Origin of the sequence: Enterococcus sp., from assembly GCF_022711995.1 — a bacterium.
Taxonomy (GTDB): Bacteria; Bacillota; Bacilli; order Lactobacillales; family Enterococcaceae; genus Enterococcus_D.
In genome coordinates this window covers 1-26557 of the sequence record NZ_JALAHI010000154.1, presented here as the reverse complement: position 1 = coordinate 26557, position 26557 = coordinate 1, and the positions used below count along the sequence as shown (strand labels likewise).

Here is a 26557-nt window from a genome sequence, read left to right as displayed (position 1 = left end):
GTATAAATAGTTTCTTGATTTTTTTTGAAATGAATAATCATCGAAGTTTAATAAATAATTCTCCATGTAGAAAGATAAAAGGAACGTGTTCCCCTTCAAAGGAGAAAAAAATGAAGAAAAAGAGGAAAAAAACAGAAGGTTATAGTTGCTGATTCTTAGAGAAAAGATAGGAGAAGCGGGGGCGTTTTTTTCAAGAGCCAAACGAAAAAAAGACCACATAAAAAAACTGAACAGAATGAACAAACCGAAGAGACCGAAAAGATAGCAGCCGTATACTAGGATCAAAGCCAATCAGTTGGCGGAGAGATGATACCAGTAAGAAGGCCTTGTGCTATCCTTCGGTCAATCAGTCGTTTTACGATGAAACTATCGGTGTTAGTCAATGGCAGTCAACTTGCTTCACTCGGCAATAAAATAGTTTGTCGTTGTCCATCATCATAGGCATAAACCGTTTGAGGCAATGTCTCATCATAAGTGATTGGCAGATCGATACAGATAGCAGTATCACTGGTATCTGGTGAAAAATGAATGCTGACACGGCCGCCATTGTTTTTTACATGGAAGGTCAGCAGATTTTCTAACGGAATGACCCCTTTTAGGTCCAAGTCAATGATTAGCCACAAACTATCGATCAATTCCCCTGGCATGGTTTGGACGATACCGCCAGAAGCATAACGGCTGCGGTTGTTATCAAATAGTTCAAACATAATTTTTTCCTCCTTGAGGATAAAGTCAGTCGTTTCAGTCCCGGACTAGAAACGTATTGTTTAAAATAAGACCACTCCCCAAGGAATGGCCTTATACGTGGATCAAAAATTATTCTTTGTCTTCACCGATTACAGCTGGCTCTGCAGCTTCACCGTTTTCGCCATCTTCTGAAAGTTCTTGTGCTTCCGCAATAGCAACGATTTGTTCATCAGCTTCTGTGACGATAGTATAGTCGTCATTTTTTTCTAAATCACCGACGGTTAGTGAATCACCAATCTCAAGTCCAGTGATGTCTACTTCAATACGTTCAGGTAATTTATCTGGTGTTGCAGATACCACAACGTTGTACAAGTTTTGTGTCAATACGCCGCCGGCTTTCACACCTGCAGCTTCTCCGACTAAAGTAACCTCAGCTTCTACTTCTGTTTCTTCATTCATATCGACTGAGACAAAGGCAACGTGGGTTAATGCACGAGTGAACGTGTCTGATTGAAATTCTTTGATCAGTGTATTTACTTTCTTGCCCTCTAAGTTCATGGTGATAACGGTATTCAAACCATTTTCGCGTAGCAGTTTTTCTAGTTCCGCTGCATTGACTGCAATCGGAGTGCTGTCTACTTGATACCCATTCACGATAGCAGGTACTTTTCCTTCGTGACGTAATTTGTTCCGTAAAGAACGGGGGCGGACTTCTCTTTTCGTAACTTCTAATGATACTGACATAACTCAATTCCTCCTAAAATTTCCCAAATAGTTGGGATGTTTTTAAGCAAATTTTGTTAACTCTGCACATTAAGTGGTACGTGAGTAAAAACACGCAAAAGGGCAGTTGTTCACACAACTGCCCCAGAAAGTTTTGGTTCAACTTTTCTCCACCAGGTCGTAACGCTGTGTATGAGAAACTTTATTTACTTTACTCTTTAACCTTACGTGGAAAGTCGAAGAAAGTCAAATGAAATGGTGGGAGGAAGATTTGCAAGGCATTAAATCTAAGCTATAATAGCCAAGATGGAGAGAAAAAAATGCGATTAGACAAATTGATAGAAGAGAGGTTAGCGACCTCACGTAAAGAGTTGAAACGCCTTTTTCAACAAGGAAAGGTCTTAGTGGATCAGCAAATCGAACAAAATCCCTCTCGAAATGTCGAGAGCCGATTACACGACATTCGGGTCAATGGAGTCTTGTTACAAACAACAGATGTCTATTATGTACTCAATAAACCTGCTGGTGTCGTGACTGCCAATAAAGACCCGCAACATCGAACAGTCATAGATTTGTTACAGCTAGAAGATCGGCATTCGTCGCTTTATGCAGTAGGACGCTTAGATCGGGATACAGAAGGTTTGGTGTTGTTGACGACGAATGGGCAGTTGGGCTATGATTTATTGCATCCAACTAAAAAAGTGCCGAAACGATACGATGTCGTGGTTAATGGACCAGTAACAGCAGAAGATGTGGCTGCCTTTGCTCAAGGAATCGTGTTTCACGGTGGGATAACCTGTCAGCCGGCGCAACTGACCCTAGTTACGTGTACAGACCATCAGTCTATGGTTCATTTGGAAATTGCTGAAGGCAAATTTCATCAAGTGAAAAAGATGTTTTTGGCAAGAGGAAAAAAAGTGATTGCGTTAAAGCGCGTAGCGATTGGTCCATTGAGATTACGAGATCTACCGCCGGGAGAATACCGAGAGCTTACCCAAGCTGAATTAGAAAGCCTAGCGAGCTATTTTCGCTAAGAAAGAGGAGACTATGACTTATAAAACACTGTTATTTGATGTTGATGATACGATTCTTGATTTCCAAGATACAGAGCATGAAGCGTTGACAGCTCTTTTTGCAGAACAAGGATTGACGATGGATCTTGAAATGAAACAGACCTATCAAAAAGTCAATCACGGACTGTGGCAACAATTTGAGCAGGGGAAGATTTCGCGGGATCAAGTAGTCAATCAGCGCTTTGGTTTATTTTTCAAAGCGTATGGTCGGACCGTAGATAGTGAAGCGATGGAGAGACAGTATCGTTCTTTCTTGGATCAAGGCCATAAACTTTTGGGCAATAGCCGGTTGATATTAGCAGAATTGGCGAACACGTTTGATTTGTATGTGGTGACGAATGGCGTCTCTAAAACCCAATACCGCCGACTATCGGATGCCAAGCTGATGCCTTATTTTCAGGATATCTTTGTATCAGAAGATACAGGCTATCAAAAGCCGATGAAAGAGTTCTTTACCTATGTCTTTGATCGGATCCCCAATTTTGAGCAGCAAAAAACAGTCATAATTGGTGACTCGTTATCTTCAGATATATTGGGTGGTCAGTTGTCAGGGATTGATACGATTTGGCTTAATCCAAGTAAAAAAACTGCTTCAACGGTCCTTCCTACCTATGAGATTCAGTCGCTGGATCAGTTGCCATCGTTATTAAAAAGCTGATTTCTTAGAAATGGATAGTATTTTTTCAGAATTTCGCTATAATAGAAACAGTGTAAATTTTAGAGACGAAAGAGGTTAATTGAATGACGAATGGCAAGCCCATTATTATTGGTGTGACTGGTGGTTCTGGTAGTGGAAAAACAAGTGTGAGCCGAGCAATTTTCAATCATTTTCCCAATCATTCCATTATGATGCTTGAACAAGACTCTTATTATAAGGATCAGAGCAACTTGAGCTTTGAAGAACGGTTGAACACAAACTATGACCATCCGTTTGCTTTTGATACCGATCTATTGATCGAACATCTGCAAAAACTTCTTGCCTACGAAACGATCGAAAAACCGGTCTATGACTATGTGGCACATACCCGCAGTGAAGCAACGATCATTCAAGAACCAAAAGAAGTCATCATTCTTGAAGGAATCTTGATTTTGGAAGACGAGCGTTTGCGAAACTTGATGGATATCAAACTATATGTTGATACGGACGATGATATTCGGATCATTCGACGGATCAAACGGGACATGGAAGAACGGGGACGGACGTTGGATTCTGTTATTGAACAATACTTGACAGTAGTCAAGCCGATGTATCATCAGTTTATCGAACCTACGAAGCGCTATGCAGACGTGATCGTGCCAGAAGGTGGCGAAAATCATGTAGCGATCGATTTGATTACAACGAAAGTCGCGACATTCCTAAACGAAAGCTGAGCATTATTTCGTTCAAAACCACTTGCTAATAAAAAATTTTGATAAATGAGTAGTTTTTCTTTATCACTTATGGTAAAGTATACCTCATGCGACGAGTCGAGATGGTCTAGCTTTGGCTGACCAGATTGATAACAGAGGCACAAGGAGCGATCCACCTGCCGGATGCAGGGTGTCGGAATATTCCTTTTGTGGAGATAGGGTATTCTACTAGCAATAGTACTGTGAATAAAAAACAGCTTTGAACATTCGTGTTCAAGGCTGTTTTTTTGTCTCTTTCTGTAGGGGATAGCGATAGATCATCGATTCTTCTCCCCAAGGATGATAGCCTGTACCCATCAGCTCAAAGCCAAATTTTTCATAAAACGAAACAAGATCTGTACATAAGTAAAGGGTCGAAAAGCCAGCAGCAGCGGCAGACTGCTTGATGGTTTCGATCAAAAGCCGAGCACCACCTTGTCTGCGATAGTGAGGATCGACATAGAGGGCGCACAGCCAAGGCATCAAATCCATTCGGCTGATAAAATCATTCGTGATCAGTCCACCACAGCCAATGATCGAGATGGCATCAGCAGATTGGTCATCCACGAGTAGGAACCATTGCGGCAGATCGGTATCAGCAAAACTATGGGTCAAGCTATCTTCATACACTTTCATGGATGCGGGAGTTGCCCATTTTGATTGAAAATACGCGATCGCTTCCTGTAAATATTCAGGATATTCTCTTAAATGTATGACTTTCATTTTTATCCCTCCTTTGGCAAGCGAATTTGAAAAATAACGCCTTTAGGTTGTAGATCCCGTACACTGATTTGCCCTTTGTGTTCCTCCACGATTTGTTTGGCGATGGCCAAACCGAGACCATAGCCGCCGGTTTCTTTGGAACGGGAGCGATCTTCCCGATAAAAGCGTTCAAAAATATGTTTCTTGTCTTCATCGCTAATAGATGGACCTGTGTTTCTAACTTCGAGCAGCCAATACTTGTTGGAGATTTCTGACAGCAGTGTGATCTTATCACCTTGACTTGTATATTTCAGCGCGTTATCCAACAAAATGACCAATATTTGATGGATTTTTTTGGGATCAAAGACAGCAGTTGTCAGGGCTAGGTTTTCCAAGACAAAGTGTTTGCTGTCCATTTTGGCAATTTCTTGAAAAGGCTTCGCCAGTTCTTGAATGAAAGGGGCAATAGCAATGGGTTCTTTGGACAACATTTGTTGATTGGAGTCACTGCGGGCAATTGTCAACAGATCTGCTGTTAATCCAGTTAATCTGCGAGTTTCTGCTAATGCTTGAGCAATACTTTCTGACTCTTCAATGATTGTATGATTGGGCTTAGTGAAGGTGCGCTCTAAACTGTTTTGGATGATCGTCAAAGGTGTTCGTAACTCATGAGAAGCATTTTCGACGAACTCTTGCTGCTTCTTCCAAGAAGCGAGGATCGGCCGCATGGTCAATGAAGAAAGGTAATAACTGATACCAATCGATAAAATCCAGAAGAAAACCATCGATAAAACTAAGATCGTCTGAAAGTTTTTCATGGCGTTATCGATCTGGTTGGTATTGGCCAACACCTGAACATAAGCGACTCCTGATTGGTTCGTAGGCGCTACAGCTGTGATTGAGCGAAAGAGCAATGTTTCTGCTTCATTTTGATCAGTTACGGTCAATGATTGGATCGTATTTAAATGCCCAGTGTCTAATTTTAGGGAGGCTAGCTGAGAAAAGCGCCCACCTAATGATTGTTTATTTAAGATGACTCCTTTTTCCGACCAAAGAATCAACTGTGTATTGAAACGATTGGTCCCGGGGATCTTGGGCATGGCTGCATCGGGAGGTAAAGACATCGTGTTGTTTTGATAGGCATTGATCTCCGCTTGAATCAGACGCGTATCTTTGGCTGCTTGCTCAAGAGAAATGTCCGTTTCTTGATAAGCGGATTGATTAAACAATTCCAATACAATAATTCCCAACAATGTGAAGATCAATGCAAAAGCAGCCACATTGATCAAAAACACCTTGAGCCGTTGTTTCTTGGAGAGTTCTTTGTTCATTCGTTAGTCTCCTTGCATGATATAGCCTACATTGCGCAACGTCCGGATCTCTTTGTCGATACCAGTATTCCGAAGGTGTTTACGCAAATTACTGATATAGACTTCGACGACGGTGATCGTTGTTTCTGAGTCAAAGCCCCAAATACGATCAAAAATTTGTTCTTTCGTTAAAATGATGCCTTTGTTTTGTAAAAAGTAAACCAGTAGAGAAAACTCTTTCCCTTGAATCGGCAGAATCTCCCCTTGAAACATCACTTCATTCGTTGAAAGATTGCAGATCAACTCGTTGTAGACCACTTGATTTTCATTAAATAAGCCCAGTGAACGCTTTAGTAAGGCTTTGATACGCATCAGTAATTCTTCACGGTAAAAAGGTTTTGTCAAATAGTCATCGGCTCCTTTTTGAAACCCAGTGACTTTATCTTCTAAGCCGTCTTTGGCAGTTAAGATCAATACCGGTGTCTGAATCGCATGTTGGCGGATTTTTGCCAATACTTCATACCCGTTCATTTCTGGGAGCATCAAATCGAGAATGATCAAATCATAAATCCCACTTTGTGCTTCGTAGAGACCTTCACTGCCGTCATAAGCTTGCGTCACTTCACCAATTTCTGCAACGATTTCTCTGATATTTTCAGATAGCGTTCTGTCATCTTCGATTACTAATAATTTGATCATTTTATCCCTTCTTTCATTATTAGCATAGCATGAGTAGCATAAAAATAACTTAAAAAAACGATTTTTATTTAAGCTGTGTTTAAGTTTCAACGTCTTAAATAGAGACTATAGCAATTGAAGGAGGAAAATACCATGAAACTAAAAAAGGTATTTCAACGGAAAGAAACCAAATATCTTTTAGCACCTGAGCAGTTTCAACAATTTATGTATGAGTTGCAGCAGGTGATGAAAGTAGATGAATATGGCCAGCATACAATTCTTTCTCTTTATTATGACACAAGTGATTATCGTTTTATCCGTCATTCGATGGATAAGCCAAAGTATAAGGAAAAATTTCGGATTCGCAGTTATGGCGTGCCTACGGCAGAAAGTCTTGTCTTTCTAGAAATCAAAAAGAAAGTTAATGGCATTGTTTATAAGCGGCGTATTCCCATGGCTTATTCAGACTATCAGACATGGCTAGTCAGCGGTGAGTTTCCTGCCTCTATCCAACCTGTTCAAATTGCTTCAGAGATCAATTGGTTGTTTAAACAAAACCCCGATTTGAAGCCGCGAGTCATGATCGCCTATGATCGCATCTCCCTTTTTGTTGAAAATGATAGTGAATTCAGAGTCACATTTGATCAAAATATTCGCTACCGGAACAATAATCTGGATTTGGATGAAGGCAGTTATGGCCAATTAGTGGCACCAGAGGTCGGTGTTTTGATGGAAGTCAAAGCCATGGGGGCGTATCCTCTTTGGTTTGTGGAATTGTTGAATCGTTACGAGGTACGCAAAGCTAGTTTTTCTAAATATGCCCAGACGTATCAACGTCATTTGTTTATGAAGGAGGATATTTCCTATGTTGTCTAGTCTTTTAACGGATACTTCTACTCTTGAGTGGAACGGATTATTGATTTGTATAGGGGCCTCGCTGATTCTCGGTTTGTTGGTGGCAGGGGTTCATATGGTCAAAAATGTCTATACGAAAAATTTTGTGATTACATTGGCGGTGCTGCCAGTCTTGGTGCAGTCAGTGATCATGTTAGTCAATGGTAATTTAGGTACTGGGGTGGCGATTCTAGGAGCATTTAGCTTAATCCGTTTCCGATCCGTTCCTGGGGGTTCCCGCGAAATCGCTAGTGTTTTTTGGTCGATGGGTATCGGCTTGGCAACGGGAATGGGCTACGTGGGCTATGTCGTTGTCTTCTCAGCTGTGGTTGCTGCCTTTCTATTAGTGCTTTATACCTTACCCTTTGGCGAGCATCAAAGGACAAGCGAACGTGAACTCAAAATTACGATTCCCGAAGATTTAGATTATCCGCAGTTGTTTGACGACATTTTTGCGAAATATGCCCATTCAGTTAAATTAAACTCAGTGCGAACAACCACGATGGGGAGTCTTTATGAGTTGCGTTATCACTTGTTACTGAAAGATCAAGAGCAGGAGAAGGCCTTGATCGATGATGTACGGACGCGTAATGGAAATTTACCTGTTGTTCTTGGCAAAGTTGCGGCAAACCGCGATGAATTATAAGGAGAGAGACCAATGAAAAAAATCTATCCGTTATTCTTGGCACTATTACTAACGGCTTGTGCGCAGCAATCTGAAACCAAATCCGCGAGTTCTGCTGCTGAATCTTCAGAAACAGCAGTCACGAAGGTGGCAACAACCTTGGAAAACAAGGACTATTACGGAAAATATGAAGAGGAAGATGTGGATGATTCTTATGACGAATCTGCCGCTACAACGATTACATTAAACGATGCACAAACAAAAGCGGAAGGGGTCACTGTCGAGGGTCAAACAGTGACGATTACTTCGGCAGGAACTTATGTGATTACCGGAACCTTGTCAGATGGTCAATTAAAAGTCAATGTAGATAAAGAAGCAAAAGTGCATTTGATTTTTGCTGGTGTGACGATCACGAATACTTCCGGAGCCGCTGTTGTCGTTGAACAGGCGGAGAAAGTCATCACGACGTTGGCTGCTGATACCACAAATACGTTAACAGATGGAACGAGTTACACCTTAGCAGAAGGAGAAACAGAGCCAGATGCAGTCTTTTATAGTAAGGAAGATCTTTCCATCAACGGAGAAGGAAAACTGATCATTCAAGGCAATTACAGTAATGGTATCCGCAGTAAAGATGATTTGGTATTGGCAAGTGGGACCTATGAAATCACAGCAAAAAATAATGCCATCAAAGGGAAAGATTCCGTGTCCATTTTAGATGGGAACTATACATTGACTACTTCTGAAGGCGATGGGATCCAGTCCAACAATACTGAAGATACAGCTAAAGGCTATGTTGCGATCGATGGTGGGACCCTCAAGATTCAAAGCGGACGCGACGGCATCCAAGCGGAAACAAATCTGAGTGTTCAAGCGGCTGACATTACCATCAAAACAGCCGATGGGGCTGATAGCCAGTCACTTTCTACGGAGGAAAGCTACAAAGGATTGAAGGCTGGGCAGACCATCTTGCTGACTAGCGGAACATATACGATCGATAGTGCAGATGATAGTATTCATGCTAATGATACGATCACTATCAATGGTGGGAAAATTTCCGCAACGACTGGTGATGATGGCATCCATGCAGATAATGACCTAACAATCAATGATGGCACAATCGTTATCGGAAAATCCTATGAAGGATTAGAAGCAAGCGTCGTGACTATTGCTGGCGGAGATATCCAAGTGGTATCCAGTGATGACGGTGTGAATGCCGGAGGTGGTAGTGACACGAGTGGGGAAGGACAATTTGGACAAGACAGCTTTGGTGGCCCTGGTGGTGGAGATGAAGCAGATGACAGCAAAGAAATCATCTTCACCGGAGGAACCCTGACGATCGATGCTGAAGGTGATGGAATCGACAGCAATGGGAACGTGACAATGAGTGGCGGTACCGTGCTTGTCAATGGACCGACTCGTGGAGGCAATGGCGCCTTAGATTATAATGGCACTTTTGAAATCACCGGAGGAACCCTCATGGCTGCAGGAACAACAGATATGGCAATGAATGTCAGTGGTGGAACGCAGCGATCCATAGCGGTTACTTTCGATCAGTCTCAAGCAGCCAATACATTGATTTCCTTACAAGATGCCGAGGGCAATGTCTTACTTTCCTATGCCCCAAGCAAGAGTTTTCAGCATCTAGTGATTTCAAGTCCGGATCTTCAGTCAGCTGATTATACATTACTGAGTGGCGGCAGCAATAACGGCGCTGCTGTTTATGGTTTTTATCAAGGGGGTACTGTGACGGATGCTTCTGAGCTAGGCACATTATCTTTAACAGACACCATTTCAAATCTGACACAATCTGGTGGAACTGCTGCAACCAATCAAATGGGCAGCTTTGGCGGTCCTCGCTAGAAAGTTTACCAACTGACAGAGGCAACGAATAGAAGCGAATGAATGGAACCAATGAATAGAGAGCCTGGATAAAAGCTAGCGCCATCTATTCGCTGATAAGCAGTGCAAAGATGTTGCCGATAAATCAAGTTGTGTCAGAAACAGTACCAATCAAAGACCTGTTTAAGGTTCACTTAAGTTTATCATCCTATAGTCAATCTACGTTCAGTGGAGGGGGAAATGACATGAATTTTATGAAACGTGGCCTACAAAGTTTGTGGGCGAAAAAAGGCAGAAGCATTCTGCTTGTGGCTGTCTTTTCAGCAATTTTGATTTTTGTTTTAGCAGGATTAACGATTCAAAGTGCAGCGTTGGTTGCAACGGAAAATGCCCAAAAAAGTGTAGGGGCGACGGTCACACTGCAAGCAAATCGGGAATCTTTTCAGAAAAATAAACAGACATCCACTTCGGACGGTGAGTCATCACCACCTGATCCTGGCAGTTTTCAAAATACGCCAGTAAAACTAAGCGATGCTCAAGCAATCGCAGACTTAGATGGGGTAGCCTCCTATAGCTTTGAAGCAAGTACGTCAGCAGATGCTGTCAGTGGAATCGAACCCATCTCAAGTGATGATAGCGATAGTAGCTCCACGGACTCAGAGGGGTATTCCGCAGAAAAGGGGCAGCCAAATGGATTGCCTGCTATGCAAGGCGGCATGAACAGTGGTGATTTTCAAGTAACTGGTGTTGCTGAAAGTGCTGCTTATGCAAGCTTTTCAGAAGGAACGGCAAAAATCACTGAAGGTGAAGGAATTACTGCTGCTGATGAAGGAACGAATAATGTTTTGATCGAGTCAGCTTTAGCGGAAGCAAACGAGCTTTCGGTGGGGGACACATTCGTTATTTCCGATAGTGAAGACAATGACGTTGAAGTAACGATCAAAGGTATTTATGAAACTAGTGAAGTTGGAAACAGTATGAGCCAAATGTTCAATTTTTTGAATCCAGCCAATACACTGATTGCTTCCTATACCCTAGCCAACACGTTGTCTGGCAATGAGGACACACTGGATTCGGCAACTTATACATTGAGTGATCCTTCCACAATGGAGACTTTTGTTTCTCGCGCTGAAAAATTGATCGATACAGATACTTATAGCATCCAATCGAATGATCAAATGTACCAATCAATGCTGACACCGTTAAATAATGTCGCAAGCTTTGCAAAAAATATCGTGATTTTGGTTGCAGCAGCTGGTGTGATTATTTTGACATTGATCGTGATGTTATCGATACGCGAACGCAAATATGAGATTGGGGTCTTATTGTCGTTAGGCGAGTCACGAGCAAAAGTAGTCATGCAGTTTTTCACAGAGATTTTTATTTGTATGCTTTTGGCATTAGGGATTGCGTCAGCTAGCGGCAACTTTGTCGGAAATCTGGTGGGTGAACAGTTGCTGGCCCAACAAACGACGACGGAGCAGGCAACAGACAATCAGGCTGGAACACCAGGGGGAAGACCAGAAATGGGCAATGGCGGCCCTGGAGGACAAAATGGCTTGTCTCCATTTACTCAATCTACAGAAATACAGGAATTGGCTATCACCGTGTCATTCCAAGAAATCGGGATGCTGGCATTATTAGGGGTAGTGATCAGCTTTATTTCAATCTTATTGTCTTCAGTAGGAATTTTGCGACTGAATCCTAAAAAAATATTGATTTCCTAGGAGGGATAGCATGACATTACAAACAGAAAAATTAGGCTATTGGTATCAAACAGAAGCCGAGGCACTTTTTCGAGAAGTGGATTTGACCTTTGAATCTGGGAAAATGTATGCGATCCTTGGTTCCAGTGGTTCTGGTAAGACCACCTTTCTATCGCTGATTACGGGTCTCGATACGCCCAAAGAAGGCAAAGTCGTTTACAATGACACGCCGTTAAATAAAATTGGGTTACGGGAATACCGGCGCAAAGATGTCTCCATCGTCTTTCAAGCGTACAACTTGCTGCCTTATATGTCGGCGCTTGATAATGTGATCACTGCAATGGCCATCGCCAAATCGCAACAAGCAGACAAGCGAGCGTATGCATTAGCCAATCTAGCCAAAGTAGGGATCACCGAAGACTTAGCAATCAAGAAAGTAACGCAACTGTCTGGTGGTCAGCAACAACGGGTAGCTATCGTTCGAGCCATTTGCTGTGAACATGAATTGATCGTCGCAGATGAACCAACAGGAAATCTAGATGAAACCACTTCAAAAGATATTGTCCAGTTGTTCCAAGAAATCGCCCATGAACAAAAGAAATGCATCATTTTAGTCACCCACGAACAAGAGGTAGCCAAGGCTTGTGACGTTGTTTATGAGCTCAAAGAACGGCAATTTACACTACGAGACCACTAATGGTCGATTGCTATAAGAATAAGCAAGTGAATAAGCAAATGTCGGGCTGGGTCTTCTCGCAAAGAGAGGAGCCAGCCTGCTCTTGCATCTTCTAGGGGAAACTTCTACAATAAAGGGAAAAGGGGCGAGTGGGATGCGATTAATGATCGATGGGGATGGCTCCCCGGTGAAAAATGAAGTCATCGAATTAGGGGCAAAATTTGCTCTGCCAGTAGTGATCGTTACCAGCGTGGATCACTATACAGCCAAAGAATATCCAGCTTTTGTACATTTCGTTTATGTAGATAAAGGGGCTGATCGAGCTGACTATGAGATTGTTAAAGAAATTCAACCAGGCGATTTTTTAGTCACACAAGACTATGGCTTGGCTTCACTCGTATTACCAAAAAAAGTCCGGGTTTTTCATCATAACGGGACAGAATATTTGCCGGAGACGATCGACTTTTTACTAGGACAACGTTACTTAGGCACACAGATGCGCAAAGCTGGCAAGCGGACCAAAGGCCCAAAACCTTTCACAAAAGAAGATCGCCAACGGTTTAAGCAAATTTTAGAACAAGAAATCAAAAAAACGATGCAGCAGTAACCATCATTGAGGTCACTGCTGCATCGTTTATTTTTTTCGGAAACGATCATAAAAATATTTTCCGGCAACAGCGACGATGGCTAGAAAGGCAATACAATAACCGAAGATCCCCATCTGATGCACAAAACCACCTTGTTGGGGATTGGCCACGACGAGCAAAGAAGAACCTAAAATGACGGCGGCTAGGATAATGCCAATCACTAATCGGTTGATCATTTGATCAAAACGGTCCAACAGTTGCTTTTGATGGCGGATCTCAATATTCAGTCGATGCTTGCCGGTAGCCAATGTGTTGACCGCCGCTAATGTTCGATCCGGGAGCTGGCTGAGGGCCCGGAGACTTTTGGCACTGGCAAGCAAGCTCTTTTTCATTTCTTCTTCAAGATCTAACTGCTGTAAAAAATACTTTTGCGCAAATGGCTGCGTGACTTCCATCATGGATAGTTGAGGATCAAGAGCCTCAATCACACCTTCCAGTGTCCCGAAAGCCTTGATCAGCAATGTGATATCACGATGCATTTGCAGATGATTGTCATGGCAGATGGTGATGACCTCAGCCAAGACTTTCTGTAAATCAATATCTTTGATGGGCATATTGTAATAATTTTCAACAAATGACTGTAGATCTTGATAGAAATCCACTTCATCGAAGTTTCTTTCTCGGCGACAAAGGCGCAAGACAGCTCTACCCACTTGCTGGGTGTCTTGAGTGTACAATGCGATCAAAGCATCGGCCAGCCGACTGCGAAGGGTCTGGTCCAGATGGCCCATCATTCCGAAATCTAAAAAGATCAAGCGATAAGGCGGCAATGTCTCTTCATCCTGCCATTTCAAGGAGTAGTCGACACCACCTAAAACACCGACTTTCTTTTTTACATGGAAAGGAGCATTTTGTTGATTGGGATCCAGTGGTTGCAGGAAGAGATTTCCGGGATGAGGATCCGCATGAAAAAAACCATCTTCAAAAACTTGCTTCATGAAGTTTTCTACCAGCAATGTACCGACTTCTTTTTTGATTTCTTTCACTGTCCGGTTGGGGAAAAATTGTTCATTGTTTTTTCGAGCAAGCAAACAATTTAGATTTTCTCCTTCCATGTAGTCCATCACGATGACCTTGCGGGTACACCATTGCGGATAGACTTTTGGGATCTCGATCTGCTGCCAATGGTGATTGAAGTGATAAAACTCTTGGGCATTTTTCGTCTCTTGCAGGAAGTTTGTTTCATTATCCAAGGAACGGCGAACTTCATGCAGCACACTCTTTAGATCGACAACATTGGTTTCAGGGATATGGCGAATCAAAGGAATCGCTTTTTCAAATAAATCGAGATCGACTTGAATAGCAGAAATAATACCGGGATGCTGCACTTTGACAACAACTTCTTTGCCATCTTTCAGCGTACCGCGATGGGCTTGCCCGATGGAAGCGGAAGCTAAGGGCACCTCTTGAAAAGTTGAGAAAATTGCAGTCAGCGGCTGCTGCCACTCCGCTTCTAACAACGCTTGGACTTGCGGAAACGGGTCGCTTTTGACATTGTCTTGCAAGTGTTTGAATTCATTGGTAAATGCTTCGGACAATAAGTCGCTGCGAACGGAAAGCATTTGCCCGATTTTAATGAAGGTGGGGCCTAATTCTTCAAAGGCTTCCCGCACAGCGACGGGGTTTTGTTGTTTACTCAAATTTTGCAACACTCTGTATTTGAGAAATACTTGAACGATTTGTCTGAGTCTTTTTTTCTTAGATGGTGATTCCTGTTCCATACGGGCACCTCTATTCTTTTAGTTTCACTATTCTAATAGTACGAAGAAATCGCGAAACATTCAACTGCAGATGATTTCCATTGCTAAAATCGGCAAGAAATAATGTCGCAGCCTCGTTTTTGTGCTAAAATGTGGAAGAATTAGTTTTGGTAGAAACAATGCATACAGGAGGAATTTCTTTTGAAAATTATTTTATTATATGGCGGACGCAGCGCAGAGCATGATGTATCGCTTCTATCCGCTTTTTCAGTAGTCAATGCTGTATATTATAATTACTACCAAGTACAATTAGTAATGATCACAAAGGAGGGCCAATGGCTAAAAGGCCCCTTACTAACTGAAGCACCTGCATCCAAAGAAATATTGAATTTAACCGATTCAACTTATCAAGGTACCCCTATTCAGCCGGGAGAGATCCAAGAAGAAGATGCGATTGTTTTTCCATTGCTCCACGGGCCAAATGGAGAGGACGGAACTATCCAAGGGTTCTTAGAGACGATCGGCATGCCTTATGTTGGCGCCGGCGTCTTAACTAGTGCTTGCGGCATGGATAAAATCATGACCAAATATATCTTGCAGGCGGCGGGGATCCCACAAGTGCCTTACGTTCCCGTTCTTAAAAATTACTGGAAAGATAATCCGAAAAAAGTATTTGAACAATGTGAAGGCAGTCTTTTGTATCCTATGTTTATCAAACCTGCCAATATGGGTTCAAGTGTAGGCATCACAAAAGCTGAGAATCGGGAAGAATTGCAACATGCGCTTCAAGAAGCTTACCGCTATGATACACGGGCTATCGTGGAACAAGGAATCGAAGCGCGGGAGATCGAAGTTGCGGTTTTAGGTAATGAAGATGTGCGCACTACGTTGCCAGGTGAGATCGTCAAAGACGTCGCATTTTATGATTATCATTCAAAATATCTTGACAATAAGATCGAGATGCAGATTCCAGCACAAATTCCTGAAGAAACACAAGCAAAAGCACAAGAGTTTGCCAAAAAAGCGTATACGATGCTTGGAGGAAGCGGACTAAGTCGTTGTGACTTTTTCTTGACCAACAAAAATGAATTGTTCCTAAATGAATTGAACACGATGCCTGGGTTTACCGAGTTTAGTATGTACCCGCTTTTGTGGGAAAAAACCGGTTTACCTTATGGGGATTTGATTGAGGAACTGATTCAATTAGGGATCAACCGATTTAAACAGCGCCAAGCCTTTTTAACCGACGTCGAATAATCACAAACAGGGAAATCAGTTCAACTCAAGGTGAAGCTTGAAAGGACCATGATCTTCCCTGTTTTTAACTCAAGGAGATAAGAAAATGAACCTATCGATAAAAGAAGTTGCCGCCTTATTTGGCGTAGAGTGCTCGACTCAGACCATGATCAGCAGCGTGGAATTTGATAGCCGCTTGATCACCACAGATAGTTTGTTTGTACCGCTGGCAGGAACGCGGGATGGGCATGAATTTGCGCAACAAGCACAAGAAAACGGCGCGATCGCTGCTTTTTGGAGCCATCCGACGATCCAACCACCAGAAGGACTAGTCATCATCGAAGTGGCAGATACACTAGCTGCATTCCAAAAATTGGCAAAATATTATAAAGAAAAACTGGCACCAAAAATAATCGCCATTACTGGCAGCAATGGTAAAACCACAACAAAAGATATGGTAGATGCCGTTGCGGCCCAACAGTTCAAAACCTACAAAACCCAAGGAAATCACAATAACGAAATCGGCTTGCCGTTAACAATCTTGCATGCACCAGCAGACACAGAAGTTCTTGTATTGGAGATGGGCATGGACCATGCTGGAGAAATCGAGGCATTGTCTCGCTTGGCGCAACCAGATATGGCCGCGATCACATTGATTGGTGAAGCCCATATTGAAAATCTTGGTTCACGAGAAGGAATCGCGAAAGCGAAGATGGAAATCACTACCGGATTAGATCCAGCAGGATTTTTCATGGTGCCGGCGGATGAGCCATTATTGACTCCTTATCTTGCAGAGCTGCCACAGCAAGTAGCAACCTTTGGACTGGAAATAGGCGATCTGAAAGGAACGATCCAAGCAGAAACTCCCGAACAGACGATTTTCACAGTGGCGGATCAGACCTACAGCATTCCTGTGATTGGCGGTTACAATGTGAAAAATGCATTGATTGCCATCGGCATCGGACGTCAGTTAGGAATTGCAGAGGAAAAAATTAAAGCAGGGTTAGCTCATTTTCAATTGACGAAGAATCGGACGCAATGGCTAAAAGCGGCCAATGGGACAGATATTTTGAGTGATGTCTATAATGCCAATCCGACAGCAATGGGGTTAGTCTTAGACAGTTTCAGAAAGTTGTCCCTTAAAGGAAGACGCATTGCTGTGCTGGCGGATATGTTGGAGTTAGGACCTGATTCAGCGAAGATGCATGCCGGAATGGCGGAGCATTTAGATGAGACCTTTGATTTTATTTTTCTTTACGGTAGTGAGATGGCAGCCTTAAAAGCGGCCTTGAGCAAAACGAACTTAGCCGATCGGGTCCGATTTTTTGCGACAAATGAAAAAGCGGCTCTGATCACGCAGCTGCAAGAAGAATTATTGCCCACCGATAGCGTTGTACTAAAAGGCAGCAATGGAATGGGACTGGGTGAAGTGGTAGATTTATTGACGGCAATGTAAAGTAGGTGTGAAATCTTGCTGAAATTTTCATTCTGTGCTATACTTATTTAATGCCGAAAGATGAAGCACAGAATGATTACTGTAAATAAACATTGACGTTTTGAGATAAAATGATGGCTGAGACAGAAAGATTTGTTTTAGCCTTTTATAATGCCTTCGTGAAGCGGTTTTTCGGTAACAAGAGAAAGATAAGAGATGGGACTGCTCTTGTGTTTCTGAAGAAAGTACGCTTCGATTAAAGAAAACAGGCATCATGATGATGACCGAATTAGGAGGATCCATTTGAAATTTAAAGATCTAGAATTATCAAACGAATTATTGACTTCTGTTGAGCGTGCCGGCTTTGAAGAAGCAACACCAATCCAAGAAGCAACAATTCCCCTTGCATTGCAAGGAAGAGACGTGATCGGTCAAGCACAGACCGGTACTGGGAAGACGGCAGCATTCGGCTTGCCAATGTTAGAAAAAATCGACCCAGCAAATCACCAGTTACAAGGACTAGTGATCGCCCCTACACGGGAATTAGCGATCCAAACACAAGAAGAGCTTTATCGCTTAGGAAAAGACAAAAAAATCCGTGTTCAAGCAGTATACGGTGGTGCCGATATCGGTCGTCAAATCCGTCAACTAAAAGACCGTCCCCATATCGTTGTCGGTACACCAGGACGTATGTTGGACCATATCAACCGTCACACATTGAAGCTTGGAACAGTAGAAACACTTGTTTTAGATGAAGCAGATGAAATGCTGAACATGGGCTTCTTGGAAGATATCGAAAAGATCATCAGCCAAGTACCTGAAGAACGTCAAACATTGCTGTTTTCAGCAACCATGCCTCCTGCAATCAAGAGCATTGGTGTGAAATTCATGAAGAACCCTGAGCATGTTCAAATCAAGACAAAAGAAATGACAGCTGATTTGATCGATCAATACTATGTTCGCTCAAAAGACTATGAAAAATTCGATATCATGACTCGTTTGTTGGATGTGCAAACACCTGAGTTGACAATCGTCTTTGGACGGACCAAACGTCGTGTCGACGAGTTGGCTCGTGGCTTGGAAGCCCGCGGTTACAAAGCGGAAGGAATCCACGGAGACTTGTCTCAACAAAAACGGATGAGCGTGTTGCGTTCATTCAAGAGTGGTCATTTGGACATTTTGGTTGCTACTGATGTCGCCGCTCGCGGATTGGATATTTCTGGTGTGACTCACGTCTACAACTACGATATCCCTCAAGACCCAGAAAGCTATGTTCACCGTATCGGACGGACAGGCCGTGCAGGTAAAGGTGGAATCTCTGTAACTTTCGTTACACCAAACGAAATGAGTTATCTGCATGTGATTGAAAATCTGACTAAAAAACGGATGTCACCAATGCGTCCGCCAACCGAAAAAGAAGCCTTCAAAGGCCAATTAGGTGCAGCTCTTGAACAAGTAGAAGCGAAAATGGATGAAAACGGCTTGGATAAATACTTGCAAGCAGCAGATGATCTATTGGAACGCTACTCAGCACAAGATTTAGCGGCTTTGCTTCTTAAAACGATGGCGAAAGATCCTTCAGATCTTGTTCCTGTGAAGATCACTCCAGAAAGACCATTGCCACAAGGAAAGAAATCTTTCAACAAAAACGGTCGTCGCAGCAACAACAGCAACAACCGCAACCGTAAAGAAAACGGTGGTAACCGCAGTGGAAAAGCCCGCGGAAATTATAGCAAAGACGGCGGTGCCCGAAAAAACACTCGTCGCAGCAATGACAAAAAACGTGGCTTCGTTATCCGCAACAATCAAGACTAGTCCTTAAAGGTTGCTCGCTTAACCTTTTTCGACACAAAACTATCTGAACTCTTTTCGATCAATATGCCAATGTGTGCCACTGACCATGCGGCCGTTGGCGTGATCGATCATTGTTCGGATATTTTTTTTGCGCTTTTTGAGTAAAGGTGATACTTTCAAGGAAAACAAGGGAATAATAGCTGTAAAAAATTTCTTAACCAACTATTAAACCCATCAGTTTTGAGTGGTAATTCACTTTTTTTTTGGTAGAATGTAACTTAAATAAAGGTGAAAAGCTCCGGATATTTGGATGATCGGTGGCTGGCTAAATGCGTGTTAGCAGTAAGATGCAACGATCAGCAGGGGAGCAAAGGTTCTTTAGTGAACAGAAAAGGATAACAAATGATCAAAGGAATCGGGATCGATGCGGTAGAATTAGCCCGCATCAAAGAATTGATTGAAAATAAACCGCAGTTTATTCGGCGTATTTTAACAGAGAAAGAAGCAGAACTTTTTTTCAAGCTACCAAAAAAACGGCAGATTGAATTTCTTGGGGGACGCTACGCTTGCAAAGAAGCTTTTTCAAAAGCTTGGGGAACTGGAATCGGAAAATTGTCTTTTCAAGATATCGAGGTGCTGTCCAATGAGGCAGGTGCACCCGTCGTCACAAAAGCGCCCCATCCATTGTATTTGACCTTTGTTAGCATCACCCATACCAATGAGACGGCCTTTGCGCAAATCGTCTTAGAAGAGGAACCAGCTCAGAAATAACGATTCATCAATGAATCGTCGCAGAAAGAAGGAAAGTGGAATGGTCATTTCAATCCATCGACCAACGAAAGCCATTATTGACTTAAAAGCCATCAAAGAAAATATTGAAAAAGAAGTAGCCCGTTTGCCGGAAGCAACGGATTTATTTGCTGTAGTCAAGGCAAATGGCTATGGACACGGTGCGGTGGAGACCGCAACGGTAGCTTTAGAAGGAGGGGCGACCGGCTTTTGTGTTGCAACGGTTGATGAAGGCATCGAGTTGCGAGAAGGTGGCTTCAGTGAACCTATTTTGCTGCTAGGAATCGTTCCGGTAACAGATATCCCTTTGTTGAGCCATTACGATCTTTCATTTCCTGTCAGTACGAATGAATGGTTGCAAGAAGCAGCTGCTTTTTTGCAAAGCCAGCCGATTACCAATCCATTGAAGGTCCATCTAAAAGTGGACACGGGAATGGGGCGGATCGGATTTATTTCTACTGATGAGTTACTGGAGGCTGCTCAGTGGCTACAACAGCAGCCCATGTTTGTGTGGGAAGGTATTTTCACCCACTTTGCGACGGCTGATCAAGCAGATGACACTTATTGGCAGCAACAAAATCAACGTTTTCAAGCGGCATTGGATTGCCTGCCAGAGCTGCCAAGATATGTCCATGCTGGCAACAGTGCCACCGCATTGTGGCATGCAGAAGCTGTAGGAAACATGGTTCGCTATGGCATCGCTATGTACGGATTGAATCCATCGGGAACAGCACTTCCTTCTGCCTATCCCTTGAAACCAGCATTATCCCTTGTTTCAGAACTGGTCCAAGTGAAATTACTTGAAAAAGGAGCCGGAATTGGCTATGGTGAAACATATATCACGCCGCAAGCAGAATGGATCGGAACTGTACCGATTGGTTATGCAGATGGCTGGTTGCGAAAAATGCAAGGTTTTTCTGTATTGGTAGCTGGCGAGTATTGTGAAATCGTTGGTCGTGTATGTATGGACCAACTGATGATTCGCTTGCCGCGACCTTTTGCGACAGGGACAAAAGTCACATTGATCGGGGAAGATAACGGGCAGTCCATTACTATGCAACAAGTGGCGGAACAACTAGATACGATTCATTACGAAGTGGCATGTACGCTCTCCGCACGCGTGCCGCGAGAATATAAAAGTTAGGGTGGTCCTATGGTAAAAAGGGGAGACATTTATTTTGCTGATCTGTCACCGGTCGTTGGATCGGAGCAAGGCGGGATTCGGCCGGTATTAGTGATACAGAATGATTTAGGCAATCATTTTAGCCCAACTGTAATCATTGCTGCCATCACCGCAAAAATGGCCAAGCCGAAACTCCCGACTCACATTGGGATCTCAGCGAATTGCACAGGGATCGGAAAAGATTCAGTGATTTTGATGGAGCAGATTCGGACGATCGACAAAAGCCGATTGAAAGAAAAGGTCTGTCATTTAGGTGAATCGATCATGTGTGAAGTCGATGCAGCATTAATGATCAGTGTGGGAGTCGAGGCGGCCTATTCTACGTCGTCGGTCCAGTCATGATGGTAGGGTATTTATTAATAGCCGCGACACTTGTACTATTCGTATATTATACTTATCAACATTTGCGGCGCTTTTTACGAGCAACTAAAAAGGGACAAGAAGGCGTTGAAAAAGGGTATTATTTATTGAGCCATACATATGAAGATCCAGCAGAGACAGGGTACTACGGTGTTTTTCAGCAAGGAGAAAAGACATTGACGCTGGAGATGTCGTTGCAGCTTTATCTGCATACAAGTCCACCGCAACGAGGCGAGCTAATCGCTAAAGATGGCAAAGTTATTGCATTCAATACGTAAAACGAAAGAGCTTTCCCGCGCGTTGGGAAAGCTTTTTTGGCGGAACTAGATGCTATGAGACATTTGTTAAGACCAAGACCTTGAACATAAAGGAAAGTGCCAGTTTGTCGAAAAAGCTTGAAAATCGATGCAGTCTTTTGCGACGAAGCTCTTAGGGCTAGTTGCTTTATAAGCGAAATTCAGTTATAGTATGTAGCGACTATTTTGAAAAGAGGAAGCAATGTGAAACCTTCAATATATGGATTAACGAAAGAAGCATTATCTTTGTGGATGCTTGAGCAAGAAGAAAAGAAATTCCGTGGAAATCAAGTCTGGGAATGGCTATATGAGAAACGAGTCAGCACTTTTGAAGAGATGACCAATTTACCTAAATCATTGGTGGCGAAGCTAAATGAATCGTTTGTGATCAATCCATTAAAACAAATCGTCTTGCAAGAAGCAAGCGATGGTACCGTCAAATATTTGTTCCAGTTACCGGACAATCATATGATCGAGACGGTTTTAATGCGTCAAGAATACGGCATGTCCGTTTGTGTGACGACACAAGTTGGCTGCAATATCGGCTGTACCTTTTGCGCTAGCGGATTGTTGAAAAAACAACGGGATTTGACTGCGGGAGAGATCGTGGCTCAAATTATGTTAGTGCAGCACTACTTTGATGAATTGAACGCAGGAGAACGGGTGTCCCATGTCGTAGTGATGGGAATTGGCGAACCCTTTGACAATTATGAGAATGTCATGCAGTTCCTGCATATCATCAATGATCCCAAGGGGCTAGCAATCGGTGCCCGCCATATCACTGTTTCAACCAGCGGGTTAGCTCATAAGATCAAAGAGTTTGCTGAAAATGGCTTACAAGTGAATCTGGCCATCTCACTCCATGCACCAAACAATGAAGTCCGGACATCAATGATGCGGATCAATCGCAGTTTCCCTATTGAAAAACTGATGGAAGCTATCGATTATTATTTAGAAAAAACCAATCGACGAATCACCTTCGAGTACATTATGCTGGATCATGTCAACGATCGCCCAGAGCATGCTCGCCAGTTGGTGGAATTACTCAAAAACAAGCGCAAGCTTTCTTATGTCAACTTGATTCCTTACAATCCAGTCAGTGAACATGATCAGTATGCTCGCAGTAAAAAAGAAGATGTTTTAGCGTTTTATGATATCTTGAAGAAAAACGGCATCAATTGTGTGATTCGTAAAGAACATGGAACAGACATCGATGCGGCCTGCGGTCAATTGCGCAGTAAACAGATGAAAAAACAAGTCACCGTTTAAGAAAAACGGAGGAACAAAAGGAAGAACCGTTCAGAAACAGCTTTAAGTGTCGCAGAAGGGAACTAAGGAAATAGTTCACGAGTAGAAGTGTGTTTGCGGCAACGACGGGGATTGACGAAAGATAGATTACTTAAAATCAGAAAAATAGGCAGATGAAATGTCTTGCGAATTGATGAACGATCAATGATGCAGGACAGTTGTTTCCTGTACTATTCTTTCTGATTTTTTTGTTTGGAAAGCTGGCTACTTTCTTCAGATGAGACAGTTAGATAACAAAAAAAGAAAACGATTACGTTGAATTTTTTCAAAATTCTAATATTCATTCATTGAAAAATCGTCTATACTATAAGAATTGATAGAAATAAAAATAACGAACATGTTGAAAGGATGATTCCATGGAATGGATCAAATTGATTGGTATTTTGGTAATTCTTGTCGGATTTTTGCTGAAACTCGACACGATCGCCGTTGTTCTGATCGCAGGATTAGCCACCGCATTGGTTTCGGGAATAGATTTTACTGATTTCTTGACAATGCTAGGAAAGGCGTTTGTAGACAATCGTCTTGTAACACTTTTCTTATTAACACTACCGATGGTAGGAATCTCAGAACGCTTTGGATTGAAACAGCAGGCGGTCATTCTGATTGAAAAAATCAAAGGATTGACCCCCGGAAAGTTTTTGAGTTTGTATTTATTTATTCGAGAACTGGCGGGCTTCTTCTCGATTCGGATCCAAGGACACACGCAATTTATTCGCCCAATCGTTAACCCAATGGCGCAAGCAGCAGCGGAAAACAAATATGGCGAAATAGATGAAGCAGATCAGGAAAAAATCAAAGCACGGGCGGCAGCCAATGAAAATTATGGGAACTTTTTTGCCCAAAATACCTTTGTGGCTGCATCGGGTGTCTTATTAATTACAGGAACGCTAAAATCATTAGGGTATGATGTAGCAGCCAGTGCGGTTGCCCAAGCATCTTTACCGATCGCGTTGATCGTTTTAGTCATCGCGACCCTTTCTAATCTTGCTTTCGACCATAAATTGTCTAAAAAATATGGTGAAAAGGAGGAAAAGTAGATGGAGGCAATCATCAATAATATTTTGGAATTCTTTTATATTTTGATCGGTCTTTTGTCGATCATGACTGCTGTTCGGGTCTTTAAAGATACGACGCACCCAACCCGTTTAGGAACAGCGGCTTTTTGGTTGTTGCTAGGGATCGTTTTTGCTTTCGGAAATTTCATCCCTTACATCATTGATGGGATTATCATTGTTTGTATGGGGGGATTGACCTTCTTCAAACAAGTTCGGATCGGTAAAATCGTAGATGTTGATGAACAAAAAGCGGAACGATCAGCCGAAAAAATCGGCAGCAAGATTTTTATCCCTTGTATCTCACTAGCGGTATTTGCTGTAGCCATCTCTTACACCCCTTTAGGCGGACAGGTGGGGATCGGGATCGCCTCTGTATTGGCTTTACTATTAGCGATGGGCTTTACTTCAGCGACACCAAAAACCGTTTTAGATGATTCGGATCGTATGTTCCAGCAAGTCGGTACGGCGGGGATCTTGCCTCAATTATTAGCTGCATTAGGAGTGATTTTTAATGCTGCTGGTGTTGGAGAAGTGATTTCCCACGGTATCTCAGGTGTTGTGCCAGAAGGCAATCGCTTGATCGGTGTGATTGCGTATTGCTTAGGGATGGTGCTATTTACCATGATCATGGGAAATGGCTTTGCGGCTTTTACAGTCATTACTGCGGGAATTGGCGTGCCATTCGTTATTGCTCAAGGAGGAGATCCTGTCGTAGCAGGTGCATTAGCGATGACTGCTGGTTTTTGCGGAACATTACTGACACCGATGGCAGCCAATTTCAACGCTTTACCTGTCGCATTGCTTGAAATGAAAAACTCCAATGGGGTGATCAAAGCCCAAGCGCCGATTGCCTTCTTGCTGATTATTATTCATATCGGATTGATGTACTTTTGGGCATTTTAGTGGTAAAAAGAAAGAGAGAGGATGATCAATATGAAGTGTTTAGTTACAGGATTTGATCCATTTGGCGGAGAAGCCATCAACCCAGCTTTGGAAGCTGTAAAATTATTACCAGAAGAAATCAACGGAGCAGAAATAATCAAATTAGAGATTCCTACCGTTTTTGGTAAATCAGCAGAAGTTGTCCAAGCCAAAATTGAAGAAATCCAACCGGATGTTGTCTTGAATATCGGACAAGCAGGAGGACGTTTTGCGATTTCTCCTGAACGTGTGGCAATCAATGTGGATGATGCGCGTATCCCGGATAATGAAGGCAATCAACCAGTGGATGAAGCAATCCAACCTCAAGGACAGCCTGCTTATTTCAGTCAACTGCCGATCAAAGCAATGGTAGCGGCGATGAAAAAAGCTGGTATTCCTGCAGTTGTTTCCAATACTGCTGGTACCTTTGTCTGCAACCACATCATGTACCAAGTTCAGTACATGATCGATACGAAATACCCTACGCTTAAAGGCGGCTTCATCCATGTTCCATTTATTCCAGAGCAAGTAGTTGAGAAACCAGAACAACCAGCTATGAGCTTACAGGATATTGCGAAAGGACTAGAAGCAGCTATTGGTGCGATTGTCGATTACCAAGGAAAAGAAGACTTAAAAGCCATCGGCGGCGCCATTCACTAAGCACGAAAAGAGAAATTTTTTAACCACTACTAGCTGAAATTACGGATAGATCAAACAACCTGAACTGCACCTCATCAGTCTTTGCCCTTTTGAGAATGTAGCTCGGTTGTTTGTTTTTTTAGTCATAAAAAATCGTAAGTGGATGATTGATAAAAGTGATTTACTCGTCTTTTTATGGATTTATTGATAAAATTCAGCTAGCAATGAATACGAAATAAGGGGGCAAATTATGATCATTACTGAATTTGATCGAGAAAATTATCTATTACGTGATCAGCTGATCGACTTGGCTGTTCTCATTTATCCAACCGACTATCAAAAAGAACAGCGGACAGCAGAAGAACTGCTGAAGGCAAATAAAGTGGTCATTGCAGCCATTGAAGGCGATCAACTCGTTGGCTTTGCGAATGCTTTTCCAAAAAGTGATACTGTCTGGCAACAAGAGAATTGCTTCGTTGATCCCCGGTTTCCCGATGAACAAATAGCAGAACGCTTGTCAGCTTTTTTGCGAGATGAGATCGTTGCAGTCGGTGGAAAAACACTGATTTCTTAAACAGTCGGCTGCGTTAAGCAGGAAGTTAGGAGCGATTTGTGTCGTTGTCTCCGGTAGTTATTATAAAAATGCCAAAAAATTATAATGTAAGTTGAAATAATGATACCCGAATGATCTAAATTGAAGGATGCAAAAACAATGGTGATTTGCATCTAAACCTATCGAGAAGACGATGGGAATCAATGATCATTCGGGTATTTTTGTGTTTTTCCATCCTTCGTGCGTAATTTTTTTGGTTTTTTTTAAAGATTAAGTCTTTTAAATGAGAATGGTGAAAAGAGGATGAATTCTTGTTTTTATTACCTTTTTGCC

General features: G+C 42.6%; 27 protein-coding genes. 21 read left to right on the top strand and 6 right to left on the bottom strand.

What is annotated here, in order from left to right; translation table 11 throughout:
• Positions 1-389 precede the first annotated feature (389 nt).
• Positions 390-707 carry a DUF960 domain-containing protein gene (locus Q0A12_RS15045; protein ID WP_291293441.1) on the bottom strand — a complete coding sequence of 106 codons (318 nt, stop codon included), beginning with the start codon at positions 705-707 and terminating at the stop codon, positions 390-392.
• Positions 708-816: 109 nt separating this feature from the next.
• Positions 817-1431, bottom strand: coding sequence for a 50S ribosomal protein L25/general stress protein Ctc (locus Q0A12_RS15040; protein ID WP_291293440.1), 615 nt, complete (start codon positions 1429-1431; stop codon positions 817-819).
• Between the two features lie 299 nt (positions 1432-1730).
• On the opposite strand from Q0A12_RS15040, the gene Q0A12_RS15035 reads away from it, so the two are divergent.
• The 3 genes from Q0A12_RS15035 to udk all read left to right on the top strand — a co-directional run bounded on the left by Q0A12_RS15035 (position 1731) and on the right by udk (position 3854).
• Positions 1731-2444, top strand: a complete 714-nt coding sequence (locus Q0A12_RS15035) for a 16S rRNA pseudouridine(516) synthase (protein WP_291293439.1) — start codon at positions 1731-1733, stop codon at positions 2442-2444.
• A gap of 13 nt (positions 2445-2457) precedes the next feature.
• Entirely contained in the window at positions 2458-3141 is a 684-nt protein-coding gene (locus tag Q0A12_RS15030; RefSeq protein WP_291293438.1) for a YjjG family noncanonical pyrimidine nucleotidase, read from the top strand.
• 83 nt (positions 3142-3224) lie between these two features.
• Entirely contained in the window at positions 3225-3854 is a 630-nt protein-coding gene (gene udk / locus Q0A12_RS15025) for a uridine kinase (protein ID WP_291293437.1), read from the top strand.
• A 252-nt stretch (positions 3855-4106) separates the two neighbouring features.
• On the opposite strand, the gene Q0A12_RS15020 is transcribed toward udk, so the two are convergent.
• From Q0A12_RS15020 to Q0A12_RS15010, 3 genes are read right to left on the bottom strand one after another with little or no spacing between them, the layout of a single operon-like run.
• Positions 4107-4595, bottom strand: a complete 489-nt coding sequence (locus Q0A12_RS15020) for a GNAT family N-acetyltransferase (RefSeq protein WP_291293436.1) — start codon at positions 4593-4595, stop codon at positions 4107-4109.
• 2 nt (positions 4596-4597) lie between these two features.
• Positions 4598-5905: a HAMP domain-containing sensor histidine kinase gene (locus Q0A12_RS15015; protein WP_291293435.1), complete on the bottom strand. Its 1308-nt coding sequence runs from the start codon at positions 5903-5905 to the stop codon at positions 4598-4600.
• 3 nt (positions 5906-5908) lie between these two features.
• Positions 5909-6583 carry a response regulator transcription factor gene (locus Q0A12_RS15010; protein ID WP_291293434.1) on the bottom strand — a complete coding sequence of 225 codons (675 nt, stop codon included), beginning with the start codon at positions 6581-6583 and terminating at the stop codon, positions 5909-5911.
• A gap of 132 nt (positions 6584-6715) precedes the next feature.
• Here Q0A12_RS15010 and Q0A12_RS15005 point away from each other — a divergent pair, with 132 nt between their 5' ends.
• The 6 genes from Q0A12_RS15005 (at position 6716) to Q0A12_RS14980 (ending at position 12912) form a co-directional block, all read left to right on the top strand.
• On the top strand, positions 6716-7438 hold the full coding sequence (locus Q0A12_RS15005) for a polyphosphate polymerase domain-containing protein (RefSeq protein ID WP_291293433.1): 723 nt from the start codon (positions 6716-6718) through the stop codon (positions 7436-7438).
• Complete coding sequence (locus Q0A12_RS15000; RefSeq protein ID WP_291293432.1) at positions 7428-8102, top strand: DUF4956 domain-containing protein; 675 nt, start codon at positions 7428-7430, stop codon at positions 8100-8102. The genes Q0A12_RS15005 and Q0A12_RS15000 overlap by 11 nt, the downstream gene beginning before the upstream one ends.
• Before the next feature lie 12 nt (positions 8103-8114).
• Positions 8115-9944 carry a carbohydrate-binding domain-containing protein gene (locus Q0A12_RS14995; RefSeq protein ID WP_291293431.1) on the top strand — a complete coding sequence of 610 codons (1830 nt, stop codon included), beginning with the start codon at positions 8115-8117 and terminating at the stop codon, positions 9942-9944.
• 224 nt (positions 9945-10168) lie between these two features.
• A complete protein-coding gene (locus tag Q0A12_RS14990; RefSeq protein WP_291293430.1) occupies positions 10169-11650 on the top strand; it encodes an ABC transporter permease in 1482 nt (493 codons plus the stop codon).
• A gap of 10 nt (positions 11651-11660) precedes the next feature.
• Positions 11661-12326, top strand: a complete 666-nt coding sequence (locus Q0A12_RS14985) for an ABC transporter ATP-binding protein (protein ID WP_291293429.1) — start codon at positions 11661-11663, stop codon at positions 12324-12326.
• 133 nt (positions 12327-12459) lie between these two features.
• Positions 12460-12912 carry a YaiI/YqxD family protein gene (locus Q0A12_RS14980; protein ID WP_291293428.1) on the top strand — a complete coding sequence of 151 codons (453 nt, stop codon included), beginning with the start codon at positions 12460-12462 and terminating at the stop codon, positions 12910-12912.
• 27 nt (positions 12913-12939) lie between these two features.
• Here Q0A12_RS14980 and Q0A12_RS14975 read toward each other — a convergent pair whose 3' ends face one another.
• A complete protein-coding gene (locus Q0A12_RS14975; RefSeq protein ID WP_291293427.1) occupies positions 12940-14673 on the bottom strand; it encodes an AarF/UbiB family protein in 1734 nt (577 codons plus the stop codon).
• Between the two features lie 180 nt (positions 14674-14853).
• Here Q0A12_RS14975 and Q0A12_RS14970 point away from each other — a divergent pair, with 180 nt between their 5' ends.
• The 12 genes from Q0A12_RS14970 (at position 14854) to Q0A12_RS14915 (ending at position 26245) form a co-directional block, all read left to right on the top strand.
• Positions 14854-15909, top strand: coding sequence for a D-alanine--D-alanine ligase (locus Q0A12_RS14970; protein ID WP_291293426.1), 1056 nt, complete (start codon positions 14854-14856; stop codon positions 15907-15909).
• 85 nt (positions 15910-15994) lie between these two features.
• Positions 15995-17344 carry a UDP-N-acetylmuramoyl-tripeptide--D-alanyl-D-alanine ligase gene (murF, locus tag Q0A12_RS14965; protein WP_291293425.1) on the top strand — a complete coding sequence of 450 codons (1350 nt, stop codon included), beginning with the start codon at positions 15995-15997 and terminating at the stop codon, positions 17342-17344.
• Positions 17345-17626: 282 nt separating this feature from the next.
• Entirely contained in the window at positions 17627-19138 is a 1512-nt protein-coding gene (locus Q0A12_RS14960; RefSeq protein ID WP_366031541.1) for a DEAD/DEAH box helicase, read from the top strand.
• Between the two features lie 381 nt (positions 19139-19519).
• On the top strand, positions 19520-19888 hold the full coding sequence (gene acpS, locus Q0A12_RS14955; RefSeq protein ID WP_291293424.1) for a holo-ACP synthase: 369 nt from the start codon (positions 19520-19522) through the stop codon (positions 19886-19888).
• A gap of 40 nt (positions 19889-19928) precedes the next feature.
• Positions 19929-21050 (top strand): alanine racemase, encoded by a 1122-nt coding sequence (gene alr / locus Q0A12_RS14950; RefSeq protein WP_291293423.1) that lies wholly within the window; start codon positions 19929-19931, stop codon positions 21048-21050.
• 9 nt (positions 21051-21059) lie between these two features.
• Positions 21060-21431, top strand: a complete 372-nt coding sequence (locus Q0A12_RS14945; RefSeq protein WP_291293422.1) for a type II toxin-antitoxin system PemK/MazF family toxin — start codon at positions 21060-21062, stop codon at positions 21429-21431.
• Positions 21428-21727 carry a hypothetical protein gene (locus Q0A12_RS14940; protein WP_291293421.1) on the top strand — a complete coding sequence of 100 codons (300 nt, stop codon included), beginning with the start codon at positions 21428-21430 and terminating at the stop codon, positions 21725-21727. Before Q0A12_RS14945 ends, Q0A12_RS14940 begins: the two co-directional genes overlap by 4 nt.
• A 222-nt stretch (positions 21728-21949) precedes the next feature.
• Positions 21950-23014 (top strand): 23S rRNA (adenine(2503)-C(2))-methyltransferase RlmN, encoded by a 1065-nt coding sequence (gene rlmN / locus Q0A12_RS14935; RefSeq protein WP_291293420.1) that lies wholly within the window; start codon positions 21950-21952, stop codon positions 23012-23014.
• A 395-nt stretch (positions 23015-23409) separates the two neighbouring features.
• Positions 23410-24093 carry a DUF969 domain-containing protein gene (locus tag Q0A12_RS14930; protein ID WP_291293419.1) on the top strand — a complete coding sequence of 228 codons (684 nt, stop codon included), beginning with the start codon at positions 23410-23412 and terminating at the stop codon, positions 24091-24093.
• Positions 24094-25014, top strand: a complete 921-nt coding sequence (locus tag Q0A12_RS14925; protein ID WP_291293418.1) for a DUF979 domain-containing protein — start codon at positions 24094-24096, stop codon at positions 25012-25014. It begins immediately after the preceding gene.
• A gap of 30 nt (positions 25015-25044) precedes the next feature.
• Positions 25045-25692, top strand: a complete 648-nt coding sequence (gene pcp, locus Q0A12_RS14920; protein WP_291293417.1) for a pyroglutamyl-peptidase I — start codon at positions 25045-25047, stop codon at positions 25690-25692.
• Positions 25693-25921: 229 nt separating this feature from the next.
• Entirely contained in the window at positions 25922-26245 is a 324-nt protein-coding gene (locus Q0A12_RS14915) for a hypothetical protein (protein WP_291293416.1), read from the top strand.
• Positions 26246-26557: the final 312 nt, after the last annotated feature.

Coding starts and splice junctions, on each gene's coding strand:
- Q0A12_RS14930 (WP_291293419.1), top strand. CDS start 23,410: ATGGAATGGATCAAATTGATTGGTATTTTGGTAATTCTTGTCGGATTT.
- Q0A12_RS14985 (WP_291293429.1), top strand. CDS start 11,661: ATGACATTACAAACAGAAAAATTAGGCTATTGGTATCAAACAGAAGCC.
- Q0A12_RS15010 (WP_291293434.1), bottom strand. CDS start 6,583: ATGATCAAATTATTAGTAATCGAAGATGACAGAACGCTATCTGAAAAT.
- Q0A12_RS15020 (WP_291293436.1), bottom strand. CDS start 4,595: ATGAAAGTCATACATTTAAGAGAATATCCTGAATATTTACAGGAAGCG.
- Q0A12_RS15000 (WP_291293432.1), top strand. CDS start 7,428: ATGTTGTCTAGTCTTTTAACGGATACTTCTACTCTTGAGTGGAACGGA.
- Q0A12_RS15030 (WP_291293438.1), top strand. CDS start 2,458: ATGACTTATAAAACACTGTTATTTGATGTTGATGATACGATTCTTGAT.
- Q0A12_RS15035 (WP_291293439.1), top strand. CDS start 1,731: ATGCGATTAGACAAATTGATAGAAGAGAGGTTAGCGACCTCACGTAAA.
- Q0A12_RS14915 (WP_291293416.1), top strand. CDS start 25,922: ATGATCATTACTGAATTTGATCGAGAAAATTATCTATTACGTGATCAG.
- udk (WP_291293437.1), top strand. CDS start 3,225: ATGACGAATGGCAAGCCCATTATTATTGGTGTGACTGGTGGTTCTGGT.
- acpS (WP_291293424.1), top strand. CDS start 19,520: ATGATCAAAGGAATCGGGATCGATGCGGTAGAATTAGCCCGCATCAAA.
- Q0A12_RS14980 (WP_291293428.1), top strand. CDS start 12,460: ATGCGATTAATGATCGATGGGGATGGCTCCCCGGTGAAAAATGAAGTC.
- murF (WP_291293425.1), top strand. CDS start 15,995: ATGAACCTATCGATAAAAGAAGTTGCCGCCTTATTTGGCGTAGAGTGC.
- Q0A12_RS14945 (WP_291293422.1), top strand. CDS start 21,060: ATGGTAAAAAGGGGAGACATTTATTTTGCTGATCTGTCACCGGTCGTT.
- Q0A12_RS15040 (WP_291293440.1), bottom strand. CDS start 1,431: ATGTCAGTATCATTAGAAGTTACGAAAAGAGAAGTCCGCCCCCGTTCT.
- Q0A12_RS14925 (WP_291293418.1), top strand. CDS start 24,094: ATGGAGGCAATCATCAATAATATTTTGGAATTCTTTTATATTTTGATC.
- Q0A12_RS14990 (WP_291293430.1), top strand. CDS start 10,169: ATGAATTTTATGAAACGTGGCCTACAAAGTTTGTGGGCGAAAAAAGGC.
- alr (WP_291293423.1), top strand. CDS start 19,929: ATGGTCATTTCAATCCATCGACCAACGAAAGCCATTATTGACTTAAAA.
- Q0A12_RS14995 (WP_291293431.1), top strand. CDS start 8,115: ATGAAAAAAATCTATCCGTTATTCTTGGCACTATTACTAACGGCTTGT.
- Q0A12_RS15005 (WP_291293433.1), top strand. CDS start 6,716: ATGAAACTAAAAAAGGTATTTCAACGGAAAGAAACCAAATATCTTTTA.
- Q0A12_RS14940 (WP_291293421.1), top strand. CDS start 21,428: ATGATGGTAGGGTATTTATTAATAGCCGCGACACTTGTACTATTCGTA.
- Q0A12_RS15045 (WP_291293441.1), bottom strand. CDS start 707: ATGTTTGAACTATTTGATAACAACCGCAGCCGTTATGCTTCTGGCGGT.
- pcp (WP_291293417.1), top strand. CDS start 25,045: ATGAAGTGTTTAGTTACAGGATTTGATCCATTTGGCGGAGAAGCCATC.
- Q0A12_RS14975 (WP_291293427.1), bottom strand. CDS start 14,673: ATGGAACAGGAATCACCATCTAAGAAAAAAAGACTCAGACAAATCGTT.
- Q0A12_RS15015 (WP_291293435.1), bottom strand. CDS start 5,905: ATGAACAAAGAACTCTCCAAGAAACAACGGCTCAAGGTGTTTTTGATC.